General features: G+C 67.3%; 19 protein-coding genes and 4 pseudogenes. 7 read left to right on the plus strand and 16 right to left on the minus strand.

Going from position 1 to position 19,002, the window contains the following annotated elements; genetic code table 11:
* Window positions 1–47 precede the first annotated feature (47 nt).
* Window positions 48–875 (minus strand): inner membrane protein YpjD, encoded by an 828-nt coding sequence (locus F1643_RS18815; protein WP_194914767.1) that lies wholly within the window; start codon window positions 873–875, stop codon window positions 48–50.
* 192 nt (window positions 876–1,067) lie between these two features.
* Between F1643_RS18815 and F1643_RS18820 the strand changes: the two genes are divergently transcribed.
* The 3 genes from F1643_RS18820 to F1643_RS18830 are packed head-to-tail and all read left to right on the plus strand — an operon-like array spanning window position 1,068 to window position 3,010.
* Window positions 1,068–2,240: a bifunctional 2-C-methyl-D-erythritol 4-phosphate cytidylyltransferase/2-C-methyl-D-erythritol 2,4-cyclodiphosphate synthase gene (locus F1643_RS18820; protein ID WP_194914768.1), complete on the plus strand. Its 1,173-nt coding sequence runs from the start codon at window positions 1,068–1,070 to the stop codon at window positions 2,238–2,240.
* A gap of 36 nt (window positions 2,241–2,276) precedes the next feature.
* Window positions 2,277–2,780, plus strand: coding sequence for a CinA family protein (locus F1643_RS18825; protein WP_194914769.1), 504 nt, complete (start codon window positions 2,277–2,279; stop codon window positions 2,778–2,780).
* A 41-nt stretch (window positions 2,781–2,821) separates the two neighbouring features.
* Window positions 2,822–3,010, plus strand: a complete 189-nt coding sequence (locus F1643_RS18830; RefSeq protein WP_014247666.1) for a 4-oxalocrotonate tautomerase — start codon at window positions 2,822–2,824, stop codon at window positions 3,008–3,010.
* A 30-nt stretch (window positions 3,011–3,040) separates the two neighbouring features.
* On the opposite strand, the gene F1643_RS18835 is transcribed toward F1643_RS18830, so the two are convergent.
* From F1643_RS18835 to F1643_RS18875, 9 genes and pseudogenes are all read right to left on the minus strand, one after another.
* Window positions 3,041–3,496, minus strand: a complete 456-nt coding sequence (locus tag F1643_RS18835; RefSeq protein WP_149221648.1) for a type II toxin-antitoxin system RatA family toxin — start codon at window positions 3,494–3,496, stop codon at window positions 3,041–3,043.
* A gap of 36 nt (window positions 3,497–3,532) precedes the next feature.
* The gene (gene lipA / locus F1643_RS18840; protein WP_370540703.1) at window positions 3,533–4,423 is read right to left on the minus strand and encodes a lipoyl synthase; all 891 of its coding nucleotides are present in this window, start codon (window positions 4,421–4,423) and stop codon (window positions 3,533–3,535) included.
* A gap of 127 nt (window positions 4,424–4,550) precedes the next feature.
* A complete protein-coding gene (locus F1643_RS18845; RefSeq protein WP_194914770.1) occupies window positions 4,551–5,036 on the minus strand; it encodes a DUF29 domain-containing protein in 486 nt (161 codons plus the stop codon).
* A gap of 43 nt (window positions 5,037–5,079) precedes the next feature.
* A pseudogene (gene lpdA / locus F1643_RS18850) lies at window positions 5,080–6,478 on the minus strand (dihydrolipoyl dehydrogenase).
* A gap of 15 nt (window positions 6,479–6,493) precedes the next feature.
* A complete protein-coding gene (locus F1643_RS18855) occupies window positions 6,494–6,796 on the minus strand; it encodes a chorismate mutase (protein WP_194914771.1) in 303 nt (100 codons plus the stop codon).
* Between the two features lie 20 nt (window positions 6,797–6,816).
* A pseudogene (locus tag F1643_RS18860) lies at window positions 6,817–8,135 on the minus strand (pyruvate dehydrogenase complex dihydrolipoamide acetyltransferase).
* Between the two features lie 16 nt (window positions 8,136–8,151).
* On the minus strand, window positions 8,152–9,561 hold the full coding sequence (locus F1643_RS18865; protein WP_194914772.1) for a pyruvate dehydrogenase complex E1 component subunit beta: 1,410 nt from the start codon (window positions 9,559–9,561) through the stop codon (window positions 8,152–8,154).
* A 120-nt stretch (window positions 9,562–9,681) separates the two neighbouring features.
* Window positions 9,682–10,701, minus strand: a complete 1,020-nt coding sequence (pdhA, locus tag F1643_RS18870) for a pyruvate dehydrogenase (acetyl-transferring) E1 component subunit alpha (protein WP_194914774.1) — start codon at window positions 10,699–10,701, stop codon at window positions 9,682–9,684.
* A 192-nt stretch (window positions 10,702–10,893) separates the two neighbouring features.
* Entirely contained in the window at window positions 10,894–11,265 is a 372-nt protein-coding gene (locus F1643_RS18875) for a septum formation initiator family protein (protein ID WP_194914775.1), read from the minus strand.
* 375 nt (window positions 11,266–11,640) lie between these two features.
* On the opposite strand from F1643_RS18875, the gene F1643_RS18880 reads away from it, so the two are divergent.
* On the plus strand, window positions 11,641–11,952 hold the full coding sequence (locus F1643_RS18880; RefSeq protein ID WP_194914777.1) for a hypothetical protein: 312 nt from the start codon (window positions 11,641–11,643) through the stop codon (window positions 11,950–11,952).
* Window positions 11,953–12,017: 65 nt separating this feature from the next.
* On the opposite strand, the gene modC is transcribed toward F1643_RS18880, so the two are convergent.
* Genes modC through modA form a run of 3 tightly spaced genes read right to left on the minus strand, consistent with a single transcriptional unit; the run spans window position 12,018 to window position 14,654 of the window.
* Complete coding sequence (gene modC / locus F1643_RS18885) at window positions 12,018–13,136, minus strand: molybdenum ABC transporter ATP-binding protein (RefSeq protein WP_194914779.1); 1,119 nt, start codon at window positions 13,134–13,136, stop codon at window positions 12,018–12,020.
* Window positions 13,137–13,138: 2 nt separating this feature from the next.
* The gene (gene modB, locus F1643_RS18890; protein WP_194914780.1) at window positions 13,139–13,834 is read right to left on the minus strand and encodes a molybdate ABC transporter permease subunit; all 696 of its coding nucleotides are present in this window, start codon (window positions 13,832–13,834) and stop codon (window positions 13,139–13,141) included.
* A 10-nt stretch (window positions 13,835–13,844) separates the two neighbouring features.
* A complete protein-coding gene (gene modA / locus F1643_RS18895) occupies window positions 13,845–14,654 on the minus strand; it encodes a molybdate ABC transporter substrate-binding protein (protein WP_194914790.1) in 810 nt (269 codons plus the stop codon).
* A gap of 229 nt (window positions 14,655–14,883) precedes the next feature.
* Between modA and rpe the strand changes: the two are divergent.
* Window positions 14,884–15,538: pseudogene (rpe, locus tag F1643_RS18900) on the plus strand (ribulose-phosphate 3-epimerase).
* 280 nt (window positions 15,539–15,818) lie between these two features.
* Window positions 15,819–16,076: a GlsB/YeaQ/YmgE family stress response membrane protein gene (locus F1643_RS18905; protein WP_063634475.1), complete on the plus strand. Its 258-nt coding sequence runs from the start codon at window positions 15,819–15,821 to the stop codon at window positions 16,074–16,076.
* Between the two features lie 105 nt (window positions 16,077–16,181).
* On the opposite strand, the gene F1643_RS18910 is transcribed toward F1643_RS18905, so the two are convergent.
* The 3 genes from F1643_RS18910 to F1643_RS18920 all read right to left on the minus strand — a co-directional run bounded on the left by F1643_RS18910 (window position 16,182) and on the right by F1643_RS18920 (window position 18,528).
* The gene (locus tag F1643_RS18910) at window positions 16,182–16,985 is read right to left on the minus strand and encodes a PhyR family response regulator anti-anti-sigma factor (RefSeq protein ID WP_194914782.1); all 804 of its coding nucleotides are present in this window, start codon (window positions 16,983–16,985) and stop codon (window positions 16,182–16,184) included.
* A 243-nt stretch (window positions 16,986–17,228) separates the two neighbouring features.
* Window positions 17,229–17,816, minus strand: coding sequence for a thermonuclease family protein (locus F1643_RS18915; protein ID WP_194914784.1), 588 nt, complete (start codon window positions 17,814–17,816; stop codon window positions 17,229–17,231).
* A complete protein-coding gene (locus tag F1643_RS18920) occupies window positions 17,794–18,528 on the minus strand; it encodes an SOS response-associated peptidase (protein ID WP_194914786.1) in 735 nt (244 codons plus the stop codon). Before F1643_RS18920 ends, F1643_RS18915 begins: the two co-directional genes overlap by 23 nt.
* Window positions 18,529–18,688: 160 nt before the next feature.
* Here F1643_RS18920 and F1643_RS18925 point away from each other — a divergent pair.
* Window positions 18,689–19,002 (plus strand): annotated as a pseudogene (locus F1643_RS18925) (xanthine dehydrogenase family protein molybdopterin-binding subunit); the annotation flags it as partial.

The following is a 19,002-nucleotide window of genomic DNA, read 5'->3' on the forward strand; positions in this document are numbered from 1 at the left end:
GCGAAGCCCGCGGCAACGGTCAGGCACCCCTTACCAGGTCCGCCCTTTTACCAGGTCCACTGCCCGATCAGCACGTTGGACACGAACTTCACGCCGGGATAGGCGAGCGTCGCCAGCAGATAGACGATCAACATCGTCCGCGCAGCCGTCCGCCCGCGCACGCCGGTGCGGTATTCCGCGAGCAGCAGGATGCCGATCACCAGGAAGGTCGCCAGCGACAGCAGGCTCTTGTGATCGGTGCGGAACAGCTGTCCCTGCTCGAAATACAGAACCGCCATGCCGGTGGCGAGGCCGGCGCCCAGCACCACCTCCGACGCGATCAGCAGGCGCAGCTGCAGCCGTTCGCTCTCGGCCACCGGCGGCAGGAAACGGCTGAGCGGGGTCGGCCGCTTGGTCTTCAAGGCCCGCGTCTGCAGCACCGCGGCCAGCGACGCCACGGCGCTGAGCGTCAGCAGGGCATAGGTGAAGACCGACACCCCGATGTGAAGATCGATCCAAACGCCCGGAGCGTTGCCGCGCATGACCGGACCGGGCGCATCCTCGGTCAGGGTGGCGAACAGGCAGACGATCAGCAGATAGGGGAGCAGCAGCGGCGCCAGCCTCCAGGCCGTGCCATGGAACAGGCAGAGCCCGATGAACAGCGCCATGCAGGCGGCGGTCGTCACCCACAGCGCGGTGGAAAAACCGGTATGCCACTGCCCCGCGACCTGCAGGATCGCCCAGATGCCCGGACCGGCAGCGGCGAGCAGTAGAGCGCCCCAGAAGGACCAGCCGCGCCCCTCCACACCCTGCCCCGCGATGCGCCGGTAGGGATAGAAGGCGGCAGGCACCAGGGTCACCAGCGCCGTCAGGCTCAAGAGAATGTTCTGCGACATGGACCCGAACGCACTCCCGTCTTTCCGCCCCGACATGCCGCCGCCGTCATGTGGCCGCGTCATGTGGCCATCGACCCGCCGGGAACCGTCCGGCGATGAAACAGGCAGGCTCGGCACTTGGCGGAACCACGGCGACAGGCTAGGCTCCGCGACGTTTCCGTCAAGTGGCTATCATATCTTACGGTTTGCCTCATGCCCACCTGCATCGCGCCGCCCCGCATCGCACTGATCGTCGCCGGCGGATCCGGCCAGCGGTTCGGCGCCGAACGGCCGAAGCAATATCTCGACCTCGCCGGCAAGCCGGTGCTGCGCCGGACGGTCGAGGCCTTCCTGGGCCATCCCCAGGTCGGCGGCGTCCGCGTCGTCATCGACCCCGCCTGGCGCGACGCCTATGACGCCGCGGTCGCGGGGCTCGGCCTGCCCGACCCGGTGGCCGGCGGGCCAAGCCGTCAGGAGTCGGTGCGCAACGGGCTGGAGGCGCTGGCCGCCGATGGTCCCCCCGACCTCGTGCTGATCCACGATGCCGCGCGTCCGCTGATCGACGCAGCCACCATCGGCGCAGTGATCGCCGCCCTCGACGACCAGCCCGGCGCCATTGCCGCGGTGCCCGTGGCCGACACGCTGAAGCGCGGCAACGACGGCACCATCGGCGCGACGGTGGACCGCGAGGGGCTGTGGCGGGCACAGACCCCGCAGGGCTTCCGCTTCCCAGCCATCCTGCAGGCTCACCGCGCCGCCGCCGGCCTGTCGCTGACCGACGATGCCGCAGTGGCCGAGCGCGCCGGGCTGGCCGTCGCCCTGGTGCCGTCCAAGGAGGACAATTTCAAGGTGACCACTCCCGACGACCTGACCCGCGCCACCCGCGCAATCATGAGCAGCCTGTGGGATATCCGCACCGGCAGCGGTTTCGACGTCCACCGCTTCACCGACGGCGACTTCGTGACGCTCTGCGGTCTGCAGGTTCCGCACAGCCATGGGCTGGAGGGACACTCCGATGCCGATGTCGGACTGCATGCCCTGACCGACGCCATTCTCGGTGCACTGGCCGCCGGCGACATCGGCAGCCACTTCCCGCCGACCGATCCGCGTTGGCGCGGGGCCGACAGCGCCAAGTTCCTGCGCCATGCCGCCGATCTGGTGGCGGAGCGCGGCGGCGTCATCGCCCATGCCGACGTGACCATCATCTGCGAGCGGCCGAAGGTCGGCCCCCACCGGGCCGCGATGACGGAACGGATTGCCGAAATTCTGGGCATCGAGGTCGGGCGGGTCAGCGTCAAGGCGACCACCACCGAACAGCTGGGCTTTACCGGCCGCCGCGAGGGCATCGCCGCGCAAGCGGTGGCGACCATCCGCCTTCCCGGTTAAGATCCGACCCGACACCACGAACCGGGAGAGGCCGTCATGTTTCCCGAGACCGTCCGCGAGCTTGCAGCCCAGACGCTGGCCGAATACGGCCTTGCCGGCTACATGATCGCGACCGCCGAGTCCTGCACCGGCGGGCTGATCGCCGGCGCGCTGACCGACATCGCCGGCTCGTCGAAGGTGGTGGACCGTGGCTTCGTCACCTACACCAACATCGCCAAGACCGAGTTGCTCGGCGTTCCGGCCAGCCTGCTGCATGCCCATGGCGCCGTCAGCCCGGAGGTGGCGGTCGCGATGGCGGCGGGTGCGCTGGCGAAGTCGCGGGCGGACGTGACGGTGGCGGTGACGGGAATCGCCGGCCCCGGCGGCGCCACCGAGAGCAAGCCGGTCGGCCGCGTCTATATCGCCACGGCGGTGCGCGGCGGTGCGGCCAAGGCCAAGGAATACACCTTCCCCGGCGACCGCGACGCCGTGCGGATGGCGACCGTCCAGGCGGCGCTGGAGCGGCTGCGGCTGGCCCGCCCGACCGGAAGCCTGCGCTGAACAAACCCTCGCAAGTTCTTCACGTAAAAGGAAAAGGCCCGATGCCGACCATCAACATCCAGCTTTTCGAAGGCCGCACGGTCGAGCAGAAGCGCGAATACGCCAAGGCGCTGACCGAAGCGACCGTGAAGGTGCTCGGCTGCTCGCCCTCGGCGGTGGACATCATCTTCCAGGACGTGAAGAAAAGCGATTGGGCCAGCGGCGGGGAACTGTGGTCGGACAAGACCTGACCCGCCCGCCTCACTCAGGCCCGCAGGGCGTCACGCCGGTTGCGTCGCCCTGCCCGGCCCATACAGTTGGGCTGCCCGCGTCTCGAAGGCCTGCACCATGCGGCGCACCGCCTCGTTGAACAGCAGGCCCATGATCTTCTGCAACATCTTCGAGCGGAATTCGAAATCGACGAAGAAGTCGACGCAGCAGCCGCCAGGATGGTCGTTGAAGATCCAGTGGTTGTTCAGGTACTGGAACGGCCCGTCTGTGTATTGCACGTCGATGCGGCAAATGGATTCGCTCAGTTCCACCCGCGAGGTGAAGCGTTCACGGACCATCTTGAACCCGATGATCAGGTCCGCGAACATGACGTTGCCTTCGCGCTTGCGGATGCGGGCCGCCAGGCACCAGGGCAGAAACTCCGGATACTTCTCCACGTCGGCGACAAGGTCGTACATCTGCCGGGGGGTGTAGGGAAGAACCTTCTTTTCTGCGTGCGTGGGCATGCCCGTACCATATCCTTTCTTATTGATCCGCCTGCATCAGGCGGCCGCGACCCCCAGCTTGCGCAGCCGGGCTTCGCGCAGCTTCTCGAAATCGGCGCCCGCATGATAGGACGAGCGCGTCAGCGGCGACGAGGCCACCAGCAGGAAGCCCTTGCCGCGGCCAACAGTGGAATAACCGTCGAACTCCTCGGGAGTCACGAAACGATCCACCGCCGCATGCTTGGGCGTGGGCTGGAGATACTGCCCAATCGTCAGAAAGTCCACATCGGCGGAGCGCAGATCGTCCATCACCTGCCCGATCTCCTCCTTCGTCTCGCCCAGCCCGACCATCAGGCCGGACTTGGTGAAGATCGTCGGATCCAGCTCCTTCACCCGCGCCAGCAGCTGGAGCGAGGCGAAATAGCGCGCACCCGGACGGATGTTGGGATAGAGGCGCGGAACCGTCTCAAGATTGTGGTTGAAGACGTCGGGCTTGGCCTCAACCACCACCTCGACCGCACCCTTCTTCTTCTGGAAGTCGGGGGTCAGGATTTCGATGGTGGTCGTCGGCGACGCGGCACGGACGGCGCGGATGGTGCGGGCGAAATGCTCGGCACCGCCATCGGCCAGATCGTCGCGGTCGACCGAGGTGATGACGACGTGGCTGAGCTTCAGCTTGCCGACCGCCTCGGCCACATTGTCCGGCTCATGCGGGTCCAGCAGATCCGGACGCCCGGTCTCGACATTGCAGAAGGCGCAGCCGCGCGTGCAGATGGAGCCCAGAATCATGAAGGTGGCATGCTTGTGCTTCCAGCACTCCCCGATGTTCGGGCAGGCCGCCTCTTCGCACACGGTGTTCAGCTTCAGCCCGCGCATCAGCTGGCGGGTCTCGTTGTATTCCTGGCTCATCGGCGCCTTGACCCGGATCCAGGCCGGTTTGCGCTGGATCGGGTTGTCGGGCTTATGGGCCTTTTCGGGTGGCGCAGCTTCTCGGTCTGGTCGACGAGGGTCATGGTCTAAAGCTCCCGATGGCCGACGCGATGCTCCGGCCCCGACAATAGGTGCGATGAGGGTGTCAAACCCGCCATTCCGGCGGAAACAGTTCGGCCGGATAGGCCGGATCGAGCGCCTGGTCAAGCGTGAAAGGCGGCTCGACCGGGAAATGGCCGTCAGGGGTATCCGCCTCGACGGCGGCCCGCAGGCGGGCATCCGAATAAACCTCGGCGAAGACCTCGGCGATGTAGGGCCGGAGGCTGGGACTGTCCTTGATATCCTTGAGCAGCTTCTTGCGCTGCTCCCGGACGGTCAGGCGCCAGCCGCGCTCGCACCGTTCCCGAAGGTCAGGACAGAACATCCATTTCAGCAAATGGACCAGCAGAACGCCAAGGCGGCTGTCGATCTCGGACTTCTGGCTGCGGCCCATGCTCTCGATCTCCTCGGCGACGTTCTCCCAGTCGACCGGGGCATTGTTCCGCTCGGCGCCGGCACGGCGAAGCTCCTGCGCCTGGGCTTGGGTCCAGGCGTAGAAATCCTCGTCATACGCGGCGCTGCTGCGGTCCATGGCTCCGTCCAAAGGGGAAAAACGTCACCTCGGAAAATCTTATTTAAAAGTGGATCGCCCGGCCATAGGCATCAAGGACCGACTCATGCATCATTTCCGACAGGGTCGGGTGCGGGAACACCGTGTGCATCAGTTCGGCCTCGGTCAGCTCCGACGACTTGGCGATGCCGTAGCCCTGGATCAGCTCGGTCACTTCCGCGCCGATCATAATGGGCGCCCAGCATCTCGCCGGTCTTGGCGTCGAAGATGGTCTTGATCATGCCTTCCGGCTCGCCGAGCGCGATGGCCTTGCCGTTGCCGACGAAGGGGAAGCGGCCGACCTTGATCTCGTAGCCGGCTTCCTTGGCCTTCTTCTCCGTCAGGCCGACCGACGCGATCTGCGGGTGCGAGTAGGTGCAGCCCGGGATGTTGCGGACGTTCAGCGCATGCGGATGCTTGCCGGCGATGTGCTCGGCGACGATCACACCCTCGTGGCTGGCCTTGTGGGCGAGCCAGGGGGCACCGGTCACGTCGCCGATGGCGTAGACGCCCGGCTCGTCCGTCTCGCACATGGCATTGGTCTGGATGTGGCCGCGGTCGGTCTTGACCTTGGTGTTCTCCAGGCCGAGGCCTTCGGTGTTCGGGCTGATGCCGACGGCGACGATGACGCGGTCGACCGTGATGTCCTCGGTCTTGCCGCCGGCCTCGACGGCCACGGTCACGCTGTCGGCCGCCTTGCGCAGGTTGCCGGCCTTGGCGCCGGTGATGATGCGCATGCCCTGCTTTTCGAAAGCTTTACGGGCCATTGCGGAGATTTCCTCATCCTCCACCGGAAGGATGCGGTCCATCACCTCGACCACTGTAACCTTGGCGCCCAAGGCGTTGTAGAAGCTGGCGAATTCGATGCCGATGGCGCCGGAGCCGATGACCAGCAGCGACTTCGGCATGGCATCCGGCGTCATCGCCTTGCGGTAGGTCCAGACCAGCTTGCCGTCATCCTCCAGGCCCGGCAGCGTGCGGGCACGCGCACCGGTGGCGATGATGATGTGCTTGGCGCCGAAGGTGCCGACCGGCGCCTCGCCCTTGCTGACCGCCACCTGACCCTTGCCGATCAGCTTGGCGGAGCCTTCGATCACCGCGACCTTGTTCTTCTTCAGCAGGTGCTTGACGCCGCCGTTCAGCTGCCCGGCGACCTTGCGCGAGCGGGCGACGACCTTGTCGAGGTCGAAGGACGGGTTCTGGATGACCAGGCCGTAGTCGGCGGCATGCTTGGCGAGATGCAGCACCTCGGCCGAGCGCAGCAGCGCCTTGGTCGGGATGCAGCCCCAGTTCAGGCAGATGCCGCCCAGGTTCTCGCGCTCGATGACCGCGGTGTGCAGGCCCAGCTGCGCGGCGCGGATCGCCGCCACGTAACCGCCGGGCCCGCCGCCGATGACGATGACGTCGTAATTCATGTCGGCCAAGGGTGTTCTCCCCATTCAGGAGCGAGGCGCATCCTCGCGGCCGGCGGCAAAGATGCCTTCCTCGACCCGGCACGCCTCGTCGATGATCGTCTGGTACAGGGTGGCCATGAAGTCCGGATCCAGGCCGTAGGCCAGCCCCGCCGTGGCCGCCCGCCGTTTCACCGCTTCGACGCGGTCGGGCAGGACGGCCGGCAGGTTCTCCGCCATCTTCACCGCAGCGACGCGGTGGACGACGGACAGGCGCTTGCCCAGCAGCGCGACGAGTTCGTCGTCGATGGCGTCGATTTCGGCGCGGAGCGGGGCAAGGCTTTTCGACATGGATCCGGGTCCTCAAACCATCAGAGCAGCATCGAGAGCGGATCCTCGAGCAGCTTCTTCACCGCCGCAAGGAATTCCGCACCGACGGCGCCATCGGCCACGCGGTGGTCGAAGGTGCCGGTCAGGCTCATCACCGTGGCGATGGCCAGAGCGCCGTCCTTCACCACCGGGCGCTGCTCGCTGGCGCCGACCGCCAGGATGCAGGCCTGCGGCGGGTTGATGATCGCCTGGAACTGCTTGATCCCCATCATGCCGAGGTTGGAGATGGAGATGGTGCCGCCCTGATACTCTTCCGGCTTCAGCGCGTTGTCGCGCGCCTTCTTGGCCAGCGCCTTCATCTCGTTGGAGATGTCGGCCAGACCCTTGGTCTCCGCCTTCTTGACGATCGGGGTGATCAGCCCGGTCGGGTTGCCACCGCGACCGACACGTCGGCATGCTGGAACTGCAGCATCGCCTCGTCGGTCCAGGCGGCGTTGATCGCCGGGACCTTCTTCAGCGCCAGCGCGACGGCACGGATGATGAAGTCGTTCACCGACAGCTTGTAGGCGTCGGACCGGCCGTTCAGCTCGGCACGGACCTTCATCAGCGCGTCGATCTCGACATCCACCGTCAGGAAGTAGTCGGGAACGGTGCGCTTCACCTCGCCCAGGCGCTTGGCGATGGTCTTGCGCATGCCGCTGTTGGGCACGGCGGTGTAGGCCATGCCCAGCTTGTCGGCGAGCGCCTTGGCATCCACACCCTCGGCCTTGGGAGCCGGAGCCGCGGCGGGAGCCGGAGCCGCGGTGGCCGGAGCGGGAGCGGCTGCCGGGGCAGCGGCCTTGGCCGGACCGGCGGCCTTGGCGGCCTCGACGTCGGCCTTGACGATGCGGCCGTGCGGGCCGCTGCCCTTGACGGTCTTCAGGTCGACGCCGGCCTGTTCGGCGATGCGGCGGGCCAGCGGGCTGGCAAACACACGCTCGCCGGAAGCAGCCGGGGCCGGAGCGGCGGCGGGAGCCGCAGCCGCAGCGGCCGGGGCAGCGGCCGGAGCGGGAGCCGCGGCAGGCGCAGCGGCCGGAGCCGGAGCGGAGCCGGCCGAAGCCAGCGCGCTCTCGTCCTCGCCCTCTTCCAGCAGGATGGCGATGGGGGTGTTCACCGCCACGCCCTGGCTGCCGGCCGGGATCAGGATCTTGCCGATGCGGCCTTCATCGACCGCTTCGACTTCCATGGTGGCCTTGTCGGTCTCGATCTCGGCGAGCACGTCGCCGGACTTCACCGTGTCGCCTTCCTTCTTCAGCCACTTGGCGAGGTTGCCCTCGGTCATCGTGGGCGAGAGGGCGGGCATCAGAATCTGAACGGTCATCCTATCAGCCCTCCTCTCAGCGGTAGCAGGCTTGCTTGGCGGCCTTGACGATGTCGGCGACCTGCGGCAGCGCCAGCTTTTCCAGGTTGGCGGCGTAGGGCATCGGCACGTCCAGGCCGGCCACGCGGGCCACCGGCGCGTCGAGATAGTCGAACGCCTGCTCCATCATCAGCGCGCACATTTCCGAACCGATGCCGGCGAAGGGCCAGCCTTCCTCGACGGAGACGAGGCGGTTGGTCTTCTTGACGCTGTTGACGATGGTGGCGGTGTCCAGCGGGCGGATCGTGCGCAGGTTGATGACCTCCGCGTCGATGCCTTCCTTCGCCAGTTCCTCGGCGGCGGCCAGCGCATGGCCGACCATGATCGAGAAGGCGGTGATCGTCACGTCCTTGCCGGCGCGTTCGATCTTGGCCTTGCCGATCGGCAGGACGAATTCCTCGTCCTCCGGCACCTCGAAGCTCTGGCCGTAGAGAATCTCGTTCTCCAGGAAGACCACCGGATTCGGATCGCGGATCGCCGCCTTCAGCAGGCCCTTGGCGTCGGCCGCCGACCAGGGCGAGACGACCTTCAGGCCCGGGCAGTGGGCGTACCACGAGGCGTAGCACTGCGAATGCTGGGCGGCGACGCGGGCGGCGGCGCCGTTCGGGCCGCGGAAGACGATCGGGCTGCCCATCTGGCCGCCGGACATGTAGAGCGTCTTGGCGGCGGAGTTGATGATGTGGTCGATCGCCTGCATGGCGAAGTTGAAGGTCATGAACTCGACGATCGGCTTCAGCCCCTTGAAGGAGGCGCCGACGCCAAGGCCGGCGAAGCCGATCTCGGTGATGGGCGTGTCGATGACGCGACGCTCGCCGAACTCCTGCAGCAGGCCCTGGGTCACCTTGTAGGCGCCCTGGTACTGCGCAACCTCCTCGCCCATGACGAAGACCTTCTCGTCACGGCGCATTTCCTCGGCCATCGCGTCGCGCAGCGCCTCGCGAACCGTCTTCTTCACCGTCTTGGCGAAGAACTTGTCCTCGTCCGAGTCCGGGGCCGAAACCGGGGCGGCCGGCACGGTCGGAGCCGGAGCAGCGGCCTGCACCGCCGACGGAGCGGCCTTGGTCTCTTCCGAAGCCGGGACGGCGTTGGTCGGGCCGGGCGTGGCCGGGGCGTTGCCACCCTTGGACAGCGCGCTCTCGTCCTCGCCCTCTTCCAGCAGCATGGCGATGGGGGTGTTCACCGCGACGTTGTCGGTGCCTTCCGGCACCAGGATGCGGCCGACGCGGCCTTCATCGACCGCTTCGACTTCCATGGTGGCCTTGTCGGTCTCGATCTCGGCGAGCACGTCGCCGGACTTCACCGCGTCGCCTTCCTTCTTCAGCCACTTGGCCAGCTTGCCCTCGGTCATGGTGGGCGACAGGGCCGGCATCAGCACTTCGATCGGCATTCCTCAACCTCCGGCGGCGCGGGGAAACCGGTTGCCGCTCCCCGTTATGGGGGCAACCCGTTCCGGTCGGCGCCGCTCCTGCTTATCGTTGACGTCAGGACCAGACGGTGGATTCGACGATCAGGTCTCGACCAGGATGTCGGTCCACAGTTCCGACGGATCGGGCTCGGGGCTCTGCTGCGCGAACTCGGCCGATTCGGTGACGATCGCCTTCACCGCGCGATCGATCTCCTTCAGCTTGTCCTCGTCGGCATGGCCGCCGCCCAGCAGCTTGGACTTCAGCTGGTCGATGGGATCGGATTCCGACCGCATCTTCTCGACCTCCTCCTTCGTCCGGTACTTGGCCGGATCGGACATGGAGTGGCCGCGGTAGCGGTAGGTCTTCATCTCCAGGATGACCGGGCCGTTGCCTTCGCGGATGTAGTTCACCCACTGGTCGGCGGCGGCCTTCACCTCAAGCACGTCCATCCCGTTGACCTGATAGCCGGGGATGCCGTAGGCGGCGCCGCGCTGGTGCAGCTCGCCGGCCGAGGCGCGCTCCTGCGAGGTGCCCATGGCGTACTTGTTGTTCTCGATGACGAACAGCACCGGCAGCTTCCACAGCGCCGCCATGTTGAAGCTCTCGTACACCTGGCCCTGGTTGATGGCGCCGTCGCCGCAATAGACCGCGGAGACCCCGCCGTCGTTGAGGTACTTGTGCGCGAAGGCCAGACCGGTGCCGAGCGGAACCTGACCGCCGACGATGCCGTGGCCGCCGTAGAAGTTCTTCTCGCGGCTGAACATGTGCATCGAGCCGCCCTTGCCCTTGGAGTAGCCCCCGATGCGGCCGGTCAGCTCGGCCATCACGCCGTTGGCTTCCATGCCGCAGGCCAGCATGTGGCCGTGGTCACGGTAGCTGGTGATGACGGTGTCGCCCTGCTTCAGGGCGGCCTGCACGCCGACCACGACGGCTTCCTGGCCGATGTACAGATGGCAGAAGCCGCCGATCAGGCCCATGCCGTACAGCTGGCCCGCCTTCTCTTCGAAGCGGCGGATCAGCAGCATCTCGCGGTAATAATGAAGAAGCTCTTCGGAAGAGACGGCTTGAGCGGGCGCGGTGTCGGTCTGCGCCTTGGTCGGACGGCGTCGGGACGCGGCCATGATTCCTCCCCAGGGTTCAAGCGGCATTGGGCCTTAAACAACCCTTGCCGCCACGCGTTGCGGGCATGCGGGAGCCCGCACCGGAAGCGAATATGGCGCGCACACTACACGAGCTTTTTGGCCCGCGCAAATGCCTGTTTTTGCAGCGCTATTTTCGATTAACCGGATTTCGGTTAATCGGCTGATATCCCCTTACTTATGCACCGGAGCCCCTTCCGGGTCGGCCAGCTTGGGCAGCTTGACGATGACGTCGCGCGGGTTGGAGAAGTTCAGCATCAGCCGCGCCCGCTCCTCCAGCATGTCACGGTCGAGCCCGTCGCTGCGCAGAAGCTGGGCGCGCCGTTCCATCTCCTCCCGTTCGGTGCGGAGCTGGTTCAGGACCTCTTCGGCCTGGGCGATCTCCCCCTGGATCTGCTTCATCGCCACCAGCCCGCGATCGCCATGGATCGCATAGTAGGCGAAGTAGGCGACCACGCAGGCGCACAGCGCCGGCATGATGGCTTGGCGGATCGCGCTCTTGGCGGCGCGGGCGAGCGTGTCGGTGAAGTCGGCGATCATCGTCATGGTCGGAGGATGGAATCACAGCGACTTTCCACCGGTCAAACAAAAAAGATGGAACAGCCAAGTCGCAAAAGTGTCGTGTTCTTTGCGCAACCCAGTAATGGGTACCTGCCACGCCTGCGCCACAAGTTGTCAGAACGTTCCGTGAAAATTCTCAGTGCCCACCGGTCGGGTATTCCGGCGGTCCCGCCGATGCGCCCTGCCCCGTCGCCGCACGGCACCCACTCGGCATAGTGCTAAGGGGGAATGGAATGAAACCGGCGGTGGCGTGTTTCGACCCACACACGGCGTTGCCGGAGCCGTACCGGGGCTTGTGAATGCGCTCCCGGTTGCCGGCATCCAAGGCGGCGCCGCCCAATGGCTGAGGAGATGCACTCCATGCGCAGCAAGTTTCTGATCGCGGCCCTTCCCGCCCTGCTTCTGGGGCTGGCGGCCTGCGACGACCAGAACGCCCAGAACTCCAACGCGGCGAACCAGACCAGCCCGACCACCGGCAGCGGGTCGAGCAGCGACTCGACCACGGTCCCGCCGCCCTCCACCGGTGTTCCGGTTCAAGGCGGAACTTCCGGCAACTCGATGAACGAGACCAGCGGTGCCACCACCACGGTGCCGGGCGGCTCCACGGCCGGCGGCTCAGCCGGCGGCGGCGCCAGCACCGGCGGCTCGGCCACCCCGTCCGGCGGTCAGTAAACCTGCGATTACCAAAAGCCCTTCTCCCCTTGCGGGAGAGGGGCTTTGTCAGCGGCCGCTCCGACTCAGACATCCACGACCCGCCGCCCTTCGGCGGGCGCACCTGTGCTCCCCGGCTCGAAGGCGATGCCCTTTACCAGCGCCACAACCGGGCGGCCGGGCGTCAGGTCCAGTTCGCGCACCGCCGCGCGGGTGATCCGCGCGATCAGGTAGGAGCCGCCCACCGCCAGCCGCACGTCGGCGGAGGATGGCCCCGACTCGGCGACCTCCACCACTGTCGCCGCCAGCGCATTCCGCACGCTGACGCCGACCGGCTGCTGCAGAGCCACGATGACGTCGCGGGCATGGATGTGCAGGCGCACCGAGGCGCCCGGCGCACGCTCCACCCGCGGGACGGTCAGATGCCCGCCGTCGAAGGCCAGAACGGTCAGCCCATCCTCCGGGACATGGCGCTCCACCGTCAGGTCCAACACGGCACCGGCATCCTGCGCACCGGTCACCGCCGACAGGTCGAGCCGGCCCATCACCGTTCCCACCGGCCCCACGGCCCGCACCCTGCCCTCCCCGATCAGCACCATCGTCGTGGCAAGGCGCACGACCTCGTCCAGCGCGTGGCTGACCATGACGATGGGGATGTTCATCTCGTCGCGCAGCCGCTCGATGTAGGGCATGATCTCCGCCTTGCGGGCGGCGTCGAGCGAGGCCATCGGCTCGTCCATCAGCAGCAGTCGCGGCTGCGCCAGCAAGGCGCGTCCGAAGGCGACCCGCTGCTTCTCCCCGCCCGACAGCCCGCGCGGACGGCGGTCCAGCAGATGGCCCAGCCCCAGCAATTCCACGACCGGGCCGAAGGCGATGCGCCGTTCCGCGACCAGCACGCGGCGCAGGCCGAATTCCAGATTGCTGCGCACGGTCATGTGCGGGAACAGGCGCGCATCCTGGAAGACATAGCCGATGCGCCGCTTTTCCACCGGCACGTCGATGCGCCGCGCGCTGTCGAAGAACACGGTGTCGCCGATGCGGATGTGCCCGGCATCGGGCCGCGTCAGTCCGGCGATGGCGTTGATGACGGAGGTCTTGCCGGAACCGGAGCGGCCGAACAGAGCCGTCACCCCACGCTCCTCGGCGGTGAAGGCGATGTCGAGCGTGAAGGCGCCCAGCCTCTGGCGGATCGAAAGGTCGAGCATGGTCAGGTCTGCCCGATCAGCCGCCTGACGCGATGCGCCAGGAACTCCGACAGCATCAGTGCGACCAGGGCGACGCCGAAGGAAATGGCCGCGAGCCGTGCCGCCACAGCGTCGCCGCCGGGTTCCTGTGTGGCGGCATAGATCGCCAGCGGCAGGGTCTGCGTCTGGCCGGGGATGTTGGAGACGAAGGTGATGACTGCCCCGAACTCGCCCATTGCCGCCGCGAAGGCGACGATGGCGCCGGACAGCAGCCCCGGCGCCATCAGCGGCAGGAGGATGGTGAAGAAGCGGTCGACGGGGCCGGCGCCCAGCGTGCGCGCCGCCGCCTCCAGCCCGCCGTCGATCGCCTCCACCGACAGGCGAATGGCGCGCACCATAAGCGGGAAGGACGTCACGGCCACCGCCAGGGATGCGCCTTCCGCGGTGAAGATCAATTTGATGCCGAAGGTCTGGTACAGCCAGCCGCCCACCACCCCCTTGGTCCCCATGGTCACCAGCAGGATATAGCCGGTGACCACCGGCGGCAGGACCAGCGGAAGATGGACGAGCCCGTCGACCAGCGTCTTGCCCGGAAAGTCATAGCGCCCGAGCACCCAGGCGGCGAGCACGGCAACCGGCAACCCCAACGCGATGGCGACGCCCGCGACACGCAGGCTCAGCAGCAACGCGGTGGTCTCCATCGGCGTCAGGATATCCATGCCGCAGAGCTTACGGTGCTTTGGGGGCCGGAACGAAGCCGAATTCCTTCCACACCGCCATGCCCTCCGGCGACTTCATGTAGTCGAGGAAAGCGGCGGCGCCGGCGCTTTTCGATGCCGCCACCAGCGCTGCCGGATAGATGATGGACGGATAACTGTCCGGCGGAAACACGGCCCCGACCTCCACCCCCGGATCGATGGCGGCATCGGTGCGATAGACGATGCCCATCGGCACCTCGCCCCGGCTGACCAGCACCAGCGCAGCCCGCACGCTGTCGGCCCGCGCCAGCCTCGGCTCGACCGCCTTCCACTGGCCGAGAGACTCCAATGCCGCCTTGGCGTACTTCCCGACCGGAACGTTCGACGGGTCGCCGGTGGCGAGCCGCCCGTCGCCCAGCTGCTCCGCCAGCTTGCCGCTCTTCGACAGGTCCGGCTTCAGTGCCGCCCCCTTCGGCACCACCACCACCAGCTCGTTCCCCAGCAGGTTCGTGCGGCTGTCGCTCTTGATCAGATTGCGCTGCTGCAAATAATCCATCCAGTCGAGATCGGCCGAGATGAAGATGTCAGCCGGCGCATCATTCTCGATTTGCTTGGCGAGGGCGGAGGACGCGGCGAAGGACGAGGTCACCGACAGTCCTGACTTCGCCTTGAACTGGGACGCGAGCTTGTCCACCGCATTCTTGGTGGAGGCGGCGGCCAGAACGAGCACGTCCTGCGCCATTGCCGCGGGGGCCGCGATGGTCAGGCCGAAGCCCAGCACCGCCGCCGACATCGCAAGCCTGAACCCGCTCCGACCCAGGATCGAACGCACACCAACCATCGCCACCCCCTGCCATGCTTGACGCTGAACCTATATCCAGATGGATACAGCGCTTCGCGGTTGCGGTAAAGGGCAAACGGCCGGGCTCGCGCCGTCCTGTCCTTGCCGGGGCCTTCCCCGGAGACCTTGCGGGAATCACATCATGTCATGACTTGCCGCGCTGGCCCGTGATAGGAAGTGCGGCGAATCGGACCCGGTCCCAGCCCTCCCTCTGCTTCAGGAACCTCCCATGCGCGCCGTGAAGATTTCCCCCTCGATTCTCTCCGCCGATTTCGCCCGGCTGGGCGAGGAGGTCCGCGCGGTCGACGCCGCCGGCGCCGACTACATCCACATCGACGTGATGGACGGGCATTTCGTCCCGAACCTCACCATCGGGCCGGGCGTGGTGAAGGCGCTGCGTCCGCATTCGGCCAAGGTCTTCGACGTCCACCTGATGATCTCGCCGGTGGACCTGTTCATCCCGGACTTCGCCAAGGCCGGCGCCGACATCATCACCGTCCATCCGGAAGCCGGGCCGCACCTGCACCGCACCATCCAGCTGATCAAGTCGCTGGGCAAGAAGGCCGGCGTGTCGCTGAACCCGGCGACGCCGGTGGACGCCATTCAGCATGTGCTGGAAGACATCGACCTCGTGCTGGTGATGACGGTCAACCCCGGCTTCGGCGGCCAGAGCTTCATCAAGAGCCAGCTGCCGAAGATCCGCGGACCTGCGCGCCCGCATCGACGCGCTGGGCAAGCAGATCGACCTGGAGGTCGACGGCGGCATCAACCCGGAAACCGCCCGCTTGGCGATCGAGGCCGGCGCCGACGTCCTGGTCGCCGGCACCGCCACCTTCACCGGCGGTCCGGACCAGTATGCCACCAACATCAGCGCCCTGCGCTGAGCCGCAACTGAGAACAGGAACGGCCCCGCGCCGCCCACATGGGGAGCGGTGCGGGGCCGTTCCTTTTTCGGCCCGCCAGGGTGGCTGGACCACTGGGCGCCGGCGAATTGCGGGCGGTGCGGCCCTGATCGTCCATGCTGCCGTCGGCAATGCCGGTGGCCAAATTCCGACTGTCCAAAAGAGCATCGGGCCAAAAGATCCGCCGGGGAGGAGAACCAATCGCCGCTTTGCCCGTTATTGGGCATGGGAAGACGGTCCCGCAACGGAAGGGAAGACAACCATGGGCATTCTCTGGACGATCATCATCGGCTTCATCGCCGGCATCGTCGCCAAGTTCCTGATGCCGGGTCGCGATCCGGGCGGCTTCATCATCACCACGCTGCTGGGCATCGCCGGTGCCTTCGTTGCGACATATCTGGGCGCCGCCATCGGCTGGTACCGGCCGGGTGAAGGGGCGGGCTTCATCGGCGCCATCGTCGGCGCGATCATCATCCTGGCCATCTACCGCATGATCGCCGGTCGCCGGCACACGGTATGACGGGCGTTGCTTGAAGGCGGCTTGCCTCAAAGCCGCCTCACGGAAAAAGGGACCACCGGATCGCCGGCAGTCCCTTTTTTCATGGGCCTGATCGGTCGAAGACGATCACGCCAGCGCCACCGGCTGCGGCATGAAGATGGCCCGCGAAATGGCCGCCTGGATGCCGGCGTTGGTGAAGGGCTTGCGCACGATCTGCCCCAGATGGCGGGCGTCCAGCGCGCGGATGTCGTCGTCGAATGCGGTGACGAAGATGGTGCGCAGGTCGCGCACGCGCTTCAGCCGGCGGGCGATCTCGATCCCGCTGCCGCCATCGGCCAGCCGGACGTCCAGCAGGGCCAGCGTCGGCTTTTCCGCCTTCAGCAGGGCCAGCGCCTCGGTCTCGTTGACGGCGATGCCGCAGACCACATGGCCCATGTCGGCCACCAGTTCCCCCAGCTCCATCGCCAGCAGGGCATTGTCCTCCACCACCATGACCCGCTGGACCATGGCTGCGCGCACGCGGGCGCGGGCGGCTTTCAGCCGGTCGATGGACTCCCCCGCCGGCAGCTGCAGCACCTTCGCCGCCTGCGGGATGCTCAATCCCTCCAGCGCGGTCAGCAGATACAGGCGGCGGTCGGCCTCCGGCAGTTCGGCCAGCGCACGCTCGATGGGATGGGGCGACGGCAGCGGCCGCCCGGGCGGGCCGAACTCCTCCGGAGAACGGTCGAACAGCAGGTTCAGCAGCGCATACATCGACAGGCGAGAGCCATCGCCGCCGCGGTCCAGGCCGAACCGGGACGGTGCCATCACCGCAGCCTCGACGCAGCGCGTCACCAGCGCGTCGCCACGATCGGTGGCACCCGTCAGGGCCCGCGCATAGCGGCGCAGGATCGGCACCACCTCGAACAGTTCACATTCGTAAACGAGCATGCCCGTGACTCCGCTCCCTGCCGGGAGTTACCGCTCTGGGATTCAGCCTCTCCGATCGTTCGCCGGGCAAACCTGCCGGCCTGTGGAGGTCGTTATTCGTCTTGGCGGAATCCTACCATGCCATTCGGGCCGGTCGAATGGGAAATGGGGGTGCGGAATGCCAACGAACGGTCACAGCCCGTCAGTCAGTGCCGGAGGGTCACGACCAAACGACAAACGCCGGTTGCCCGAAAGGCCGTCCACTCACTTTGCCTTCTCGCGCAGCTGGCGCGAGCGCCATTGCCACGGCTTCTCCACCTGCCCGGCCCACAGCCCCATCCGCTTGCTCTGGGCATAGGCTTCGCCCTTCTGGTAGGCGGGCGACAGGCTGGCATACTGAAAGGCCCAGCCACGCGACACCATCGCCGCCCCCAGATCGACCCCGCGCACGCGGCACTCGCCCTTCTTCTCGCCGGTGCGGTCCTGTTCGGTGACGGTGCAGGTCACCTCCTCGCCCTTCACCATGTTGGCGAGCACGGCGGTGGCGACCTTGAAGCAGTCGAGCTCATGACCGTAGCGGTTCTTGCACTTCTGTCCCGGATCCGGGGCGTCGATGCCCATCAGCCGCACCGCCGTGCCATTGACCGTCAGCAAATCTCCTTCCACCGCCATGGCGGAGCCCGTCAGGGTCTGGTCCGGCGTGTTGGCAATGGGGCCGCGCCCCTTGGCGGCCTGGTTGGTCTGCGCCATGGCGGGACCGGCCGGCACCAGACCGGACAGCAGCAGACCGCAGAGCAGGACCGGAACGATCCTCGTCACCGGCACGGCCTCAGAACAGGCTCGGCTGGTCATCGCCCGGCCTGTCCTTCCCCGTCACCGGCTTCGCCTCTTCCGGCGGATCCAGGCAGGAACAGTCGTCGTTGCGCACGCTGTTCACCCGCGGCCCCACCGGGACCACGTCCAGCCAGTCGTCCGGCGCCGGGCGGATCAGCCCTTCCACCACCGGCAGCGGGGTCGCCGGGTCGAGCCATGCGTCCCAGTCGGCGGGATCCAGCACCACCGGCATGCGGTCATGCAGGAAGGACAGGCCGGCGTTGGTCGCCGTCGTCACCACCGCCGCGGTTTCAAGCGGCGGGTCCAGCGGTGCGGCGCCCTTCGGTCCGCGCCAGCGCTCCCACAGCCCGGCCAGCGCGAACAGGCCGCGGTCGCGGCGGCGGATGACGTGGCCCTGCTTGCGCGGCTTCGCCCCCTCCCCCACGCTGGTCCATTCATAGAAACCATCGAGTGGGATCAGGCAGCGGCGCTTGCGGAAGGCGTCGCGGAAGGCCGGCTTTTCCGCCACCGATTCGCCGCGCGCGTTGATCATCCGCCCACCGATGGACGGATCGTCCGCCCAGGGCGGCACCAGTCCCCAGCGGACCATCGACAGATGGCGGCCGTCCTCCTCGCGCCGGATCACGGGGATGTCCTGCGTCGGGGCGATGTTCCAGCGCGACATCAGGTTCGGCCGTTCGGGCACGCCGAACAGGCGCTGGACCTCGCTGACCGGGGTGGTGAGTAGCATGCGTCCACACATGCCGCCGAATATGGTCCCTGCGGATTGCCGGCGCCAGTCCGCAATGACGCGCACCGCTTGCCGCCGCCGGGGGTTTCCCTGCCGCTTCAGCCGGCCTATCTTCGCGGAGCACAACAATCGCATCGAACCGGAAGTCGGGAGTTCACCCATGAAGTTCGGCATCGGACAGGCGGTTCCGCGCACCGAAGACGCCCGGCTGCTGACCGGCGGCGGCCGCTACACCGACGACGTGTCTCTTCCCGGCCAGGCCTATGCGGCCTTCGTCCGCTCCCCCCACGCCTTCGCTGCGATCGGCTCGGTCGATGCGTCGGACGCGCTGGCGCAGCCCGGCGTGCTGGCGGTCTACACCGTCGCCGACCTGGATGCCGAGAATGTCGGCATGATCCCCTGTCAGGCGGTGCTGAAGCAGCGCGACGGGTCGAACTATGTCCGCACCCCGCGCCCGGCGCTGGCCCGCGGCTT

The organism is Azospirillum sp. INR13, from assembly GCF_015390205.1.
GTDB lineage: Bacteria > Pseudomonadota > Alphaproteobacteria > Azospirillales > Azospirillaceae > Azospirillum.

Excerpts from the sequence above, each read along its gene's own strand:
- F1643_RS18815 (WP_194914767.1), bottom strand. The coding sequence starts at position 875 with ATGTCGCAGAACATTCTCTTGAGCCTGACGGCGCTGGTGACCCTGGTG.
- F1643_RS18820 (WP_194914768.1), top strand. The coding sequence starts at position 1,068 with ATGCCCACCTGCATCGCGCCGCCCCGCATCGCACTGATCGTCGCCGGC.
- F1643_RS18825 (WP_194914769.1), top strand. The coding sequence starts at position 2,277 with ATGTTTCCCGAGACCGTCCGCGAGCTTGCAGCCCAGACGCTGGCCGAA.
- F1643_RS18830 (WP_014247666.1), top strand. The coding sequence starts at position 2,822 with ATGCCGACCATCAACATCCAGCTTTTCGAAGGCCGCACGGTCGAGCAG.
- F1643_RS18835 (WP_149221648.1), bottom strand. The coding sequence starts at position 3,496 with ATGCCCACGCACGCAGAAAAGAAGGTTCTTCCCTACACCCCCCGGCAG.
- F1643_RS18845 (WP_194914770.1), bottom strand. The coding sequence starts at position 5,036 with ATGGACCGCAGCAGCGCCGCGTATGACGAGGATTTCTACGCCTGGACC.
- F1643_RS18855 (WP_194914771.1), bottom strand. The coding sequence starts at position 6,796 with ATGTCGAAAAGCCTTGCCCCGCTCCGCGCCGAAATCGACGCCATCGAC.
- F1643_RS18865 (WP_194914772.1), bottom strand. The coding sequence starts at position 9,561 with ATGCCGATCGAAGTGCTGATGCCGGCCCTGTCGCCCACCATGACCGAG.
- pdhA (WP_194914774.1), bottom strand. The coding sequence starts at position 10,701 with ATGGCCGCGTCCCGACGCCGTCCGACCAAGGCGCAGACCGACACCGCG.
- F1643_RS18875 (WP_194914775.1), bottom strand. The coding sequence starts at position 11,265 with ATGACGATGATCGCCGACTTCACCGACACGCTCGCCCGCGCCGCCAAG.
- F1643_RS18880 (WP_194914777.1), top strand. The coding sequence starts at position 11,641 with ATGCGCAGCAAGTTTCTGATCGCGGCCCTTCCCGCCCTGCTTCTGGGG.
- modC (WP_194914779.1), bottom strand. The coding sequence starts at position 13,136 with ATGCTCGACCTTTCGATCCGCCAGAGGCTGGGCGCCTTCACGCTCGAC.
- modB (WP_194914780.1), bottom strand. The coding sequence starts at position 13,834 with ATGGATATCCTGACGCCGATGGAGACCACCGCGTTGCTGCTGAGCCTG.
- modA (WP_194914790.1), bottom strand. The coding sequence starts at position 14,654 with ATGGTTGGTGTGCGTTCGATCCTGGGTCGGAGCGGGTTCAGGCTTGCG.
- F1643_RS18905 (WP_063634475.1), top strand. The coding sequence starts at position 15,819 with ATGGGCATTCTCTGGACGATCATCATCGGCTTCATCGCCGGCATCGTC.
- F1643_RS18910 (WP_194914782.1), bottom strand. The coding sequence starts at position 16,985 with ATGCTCGTTTACGAATGTGAACTGTTCGAGGTGGTGCCGATCCTGCGC.
- F1643_RS18915 (WP_194914784.1), bottom strand. The coding sequence starts at position 17,816 with ATGACCAGCCGAGCCTGTTCTGAGGCCGTGCCGGTGACGAGGATCGTT.
- F1643_RS18920 (WP_194914786.1), bottom strand. The coding sequence starts at position 18,528 with ATGCTACTCACCACCCCGGTCAGCGAGGTCCAGCGCCTGTTCGGCGTG.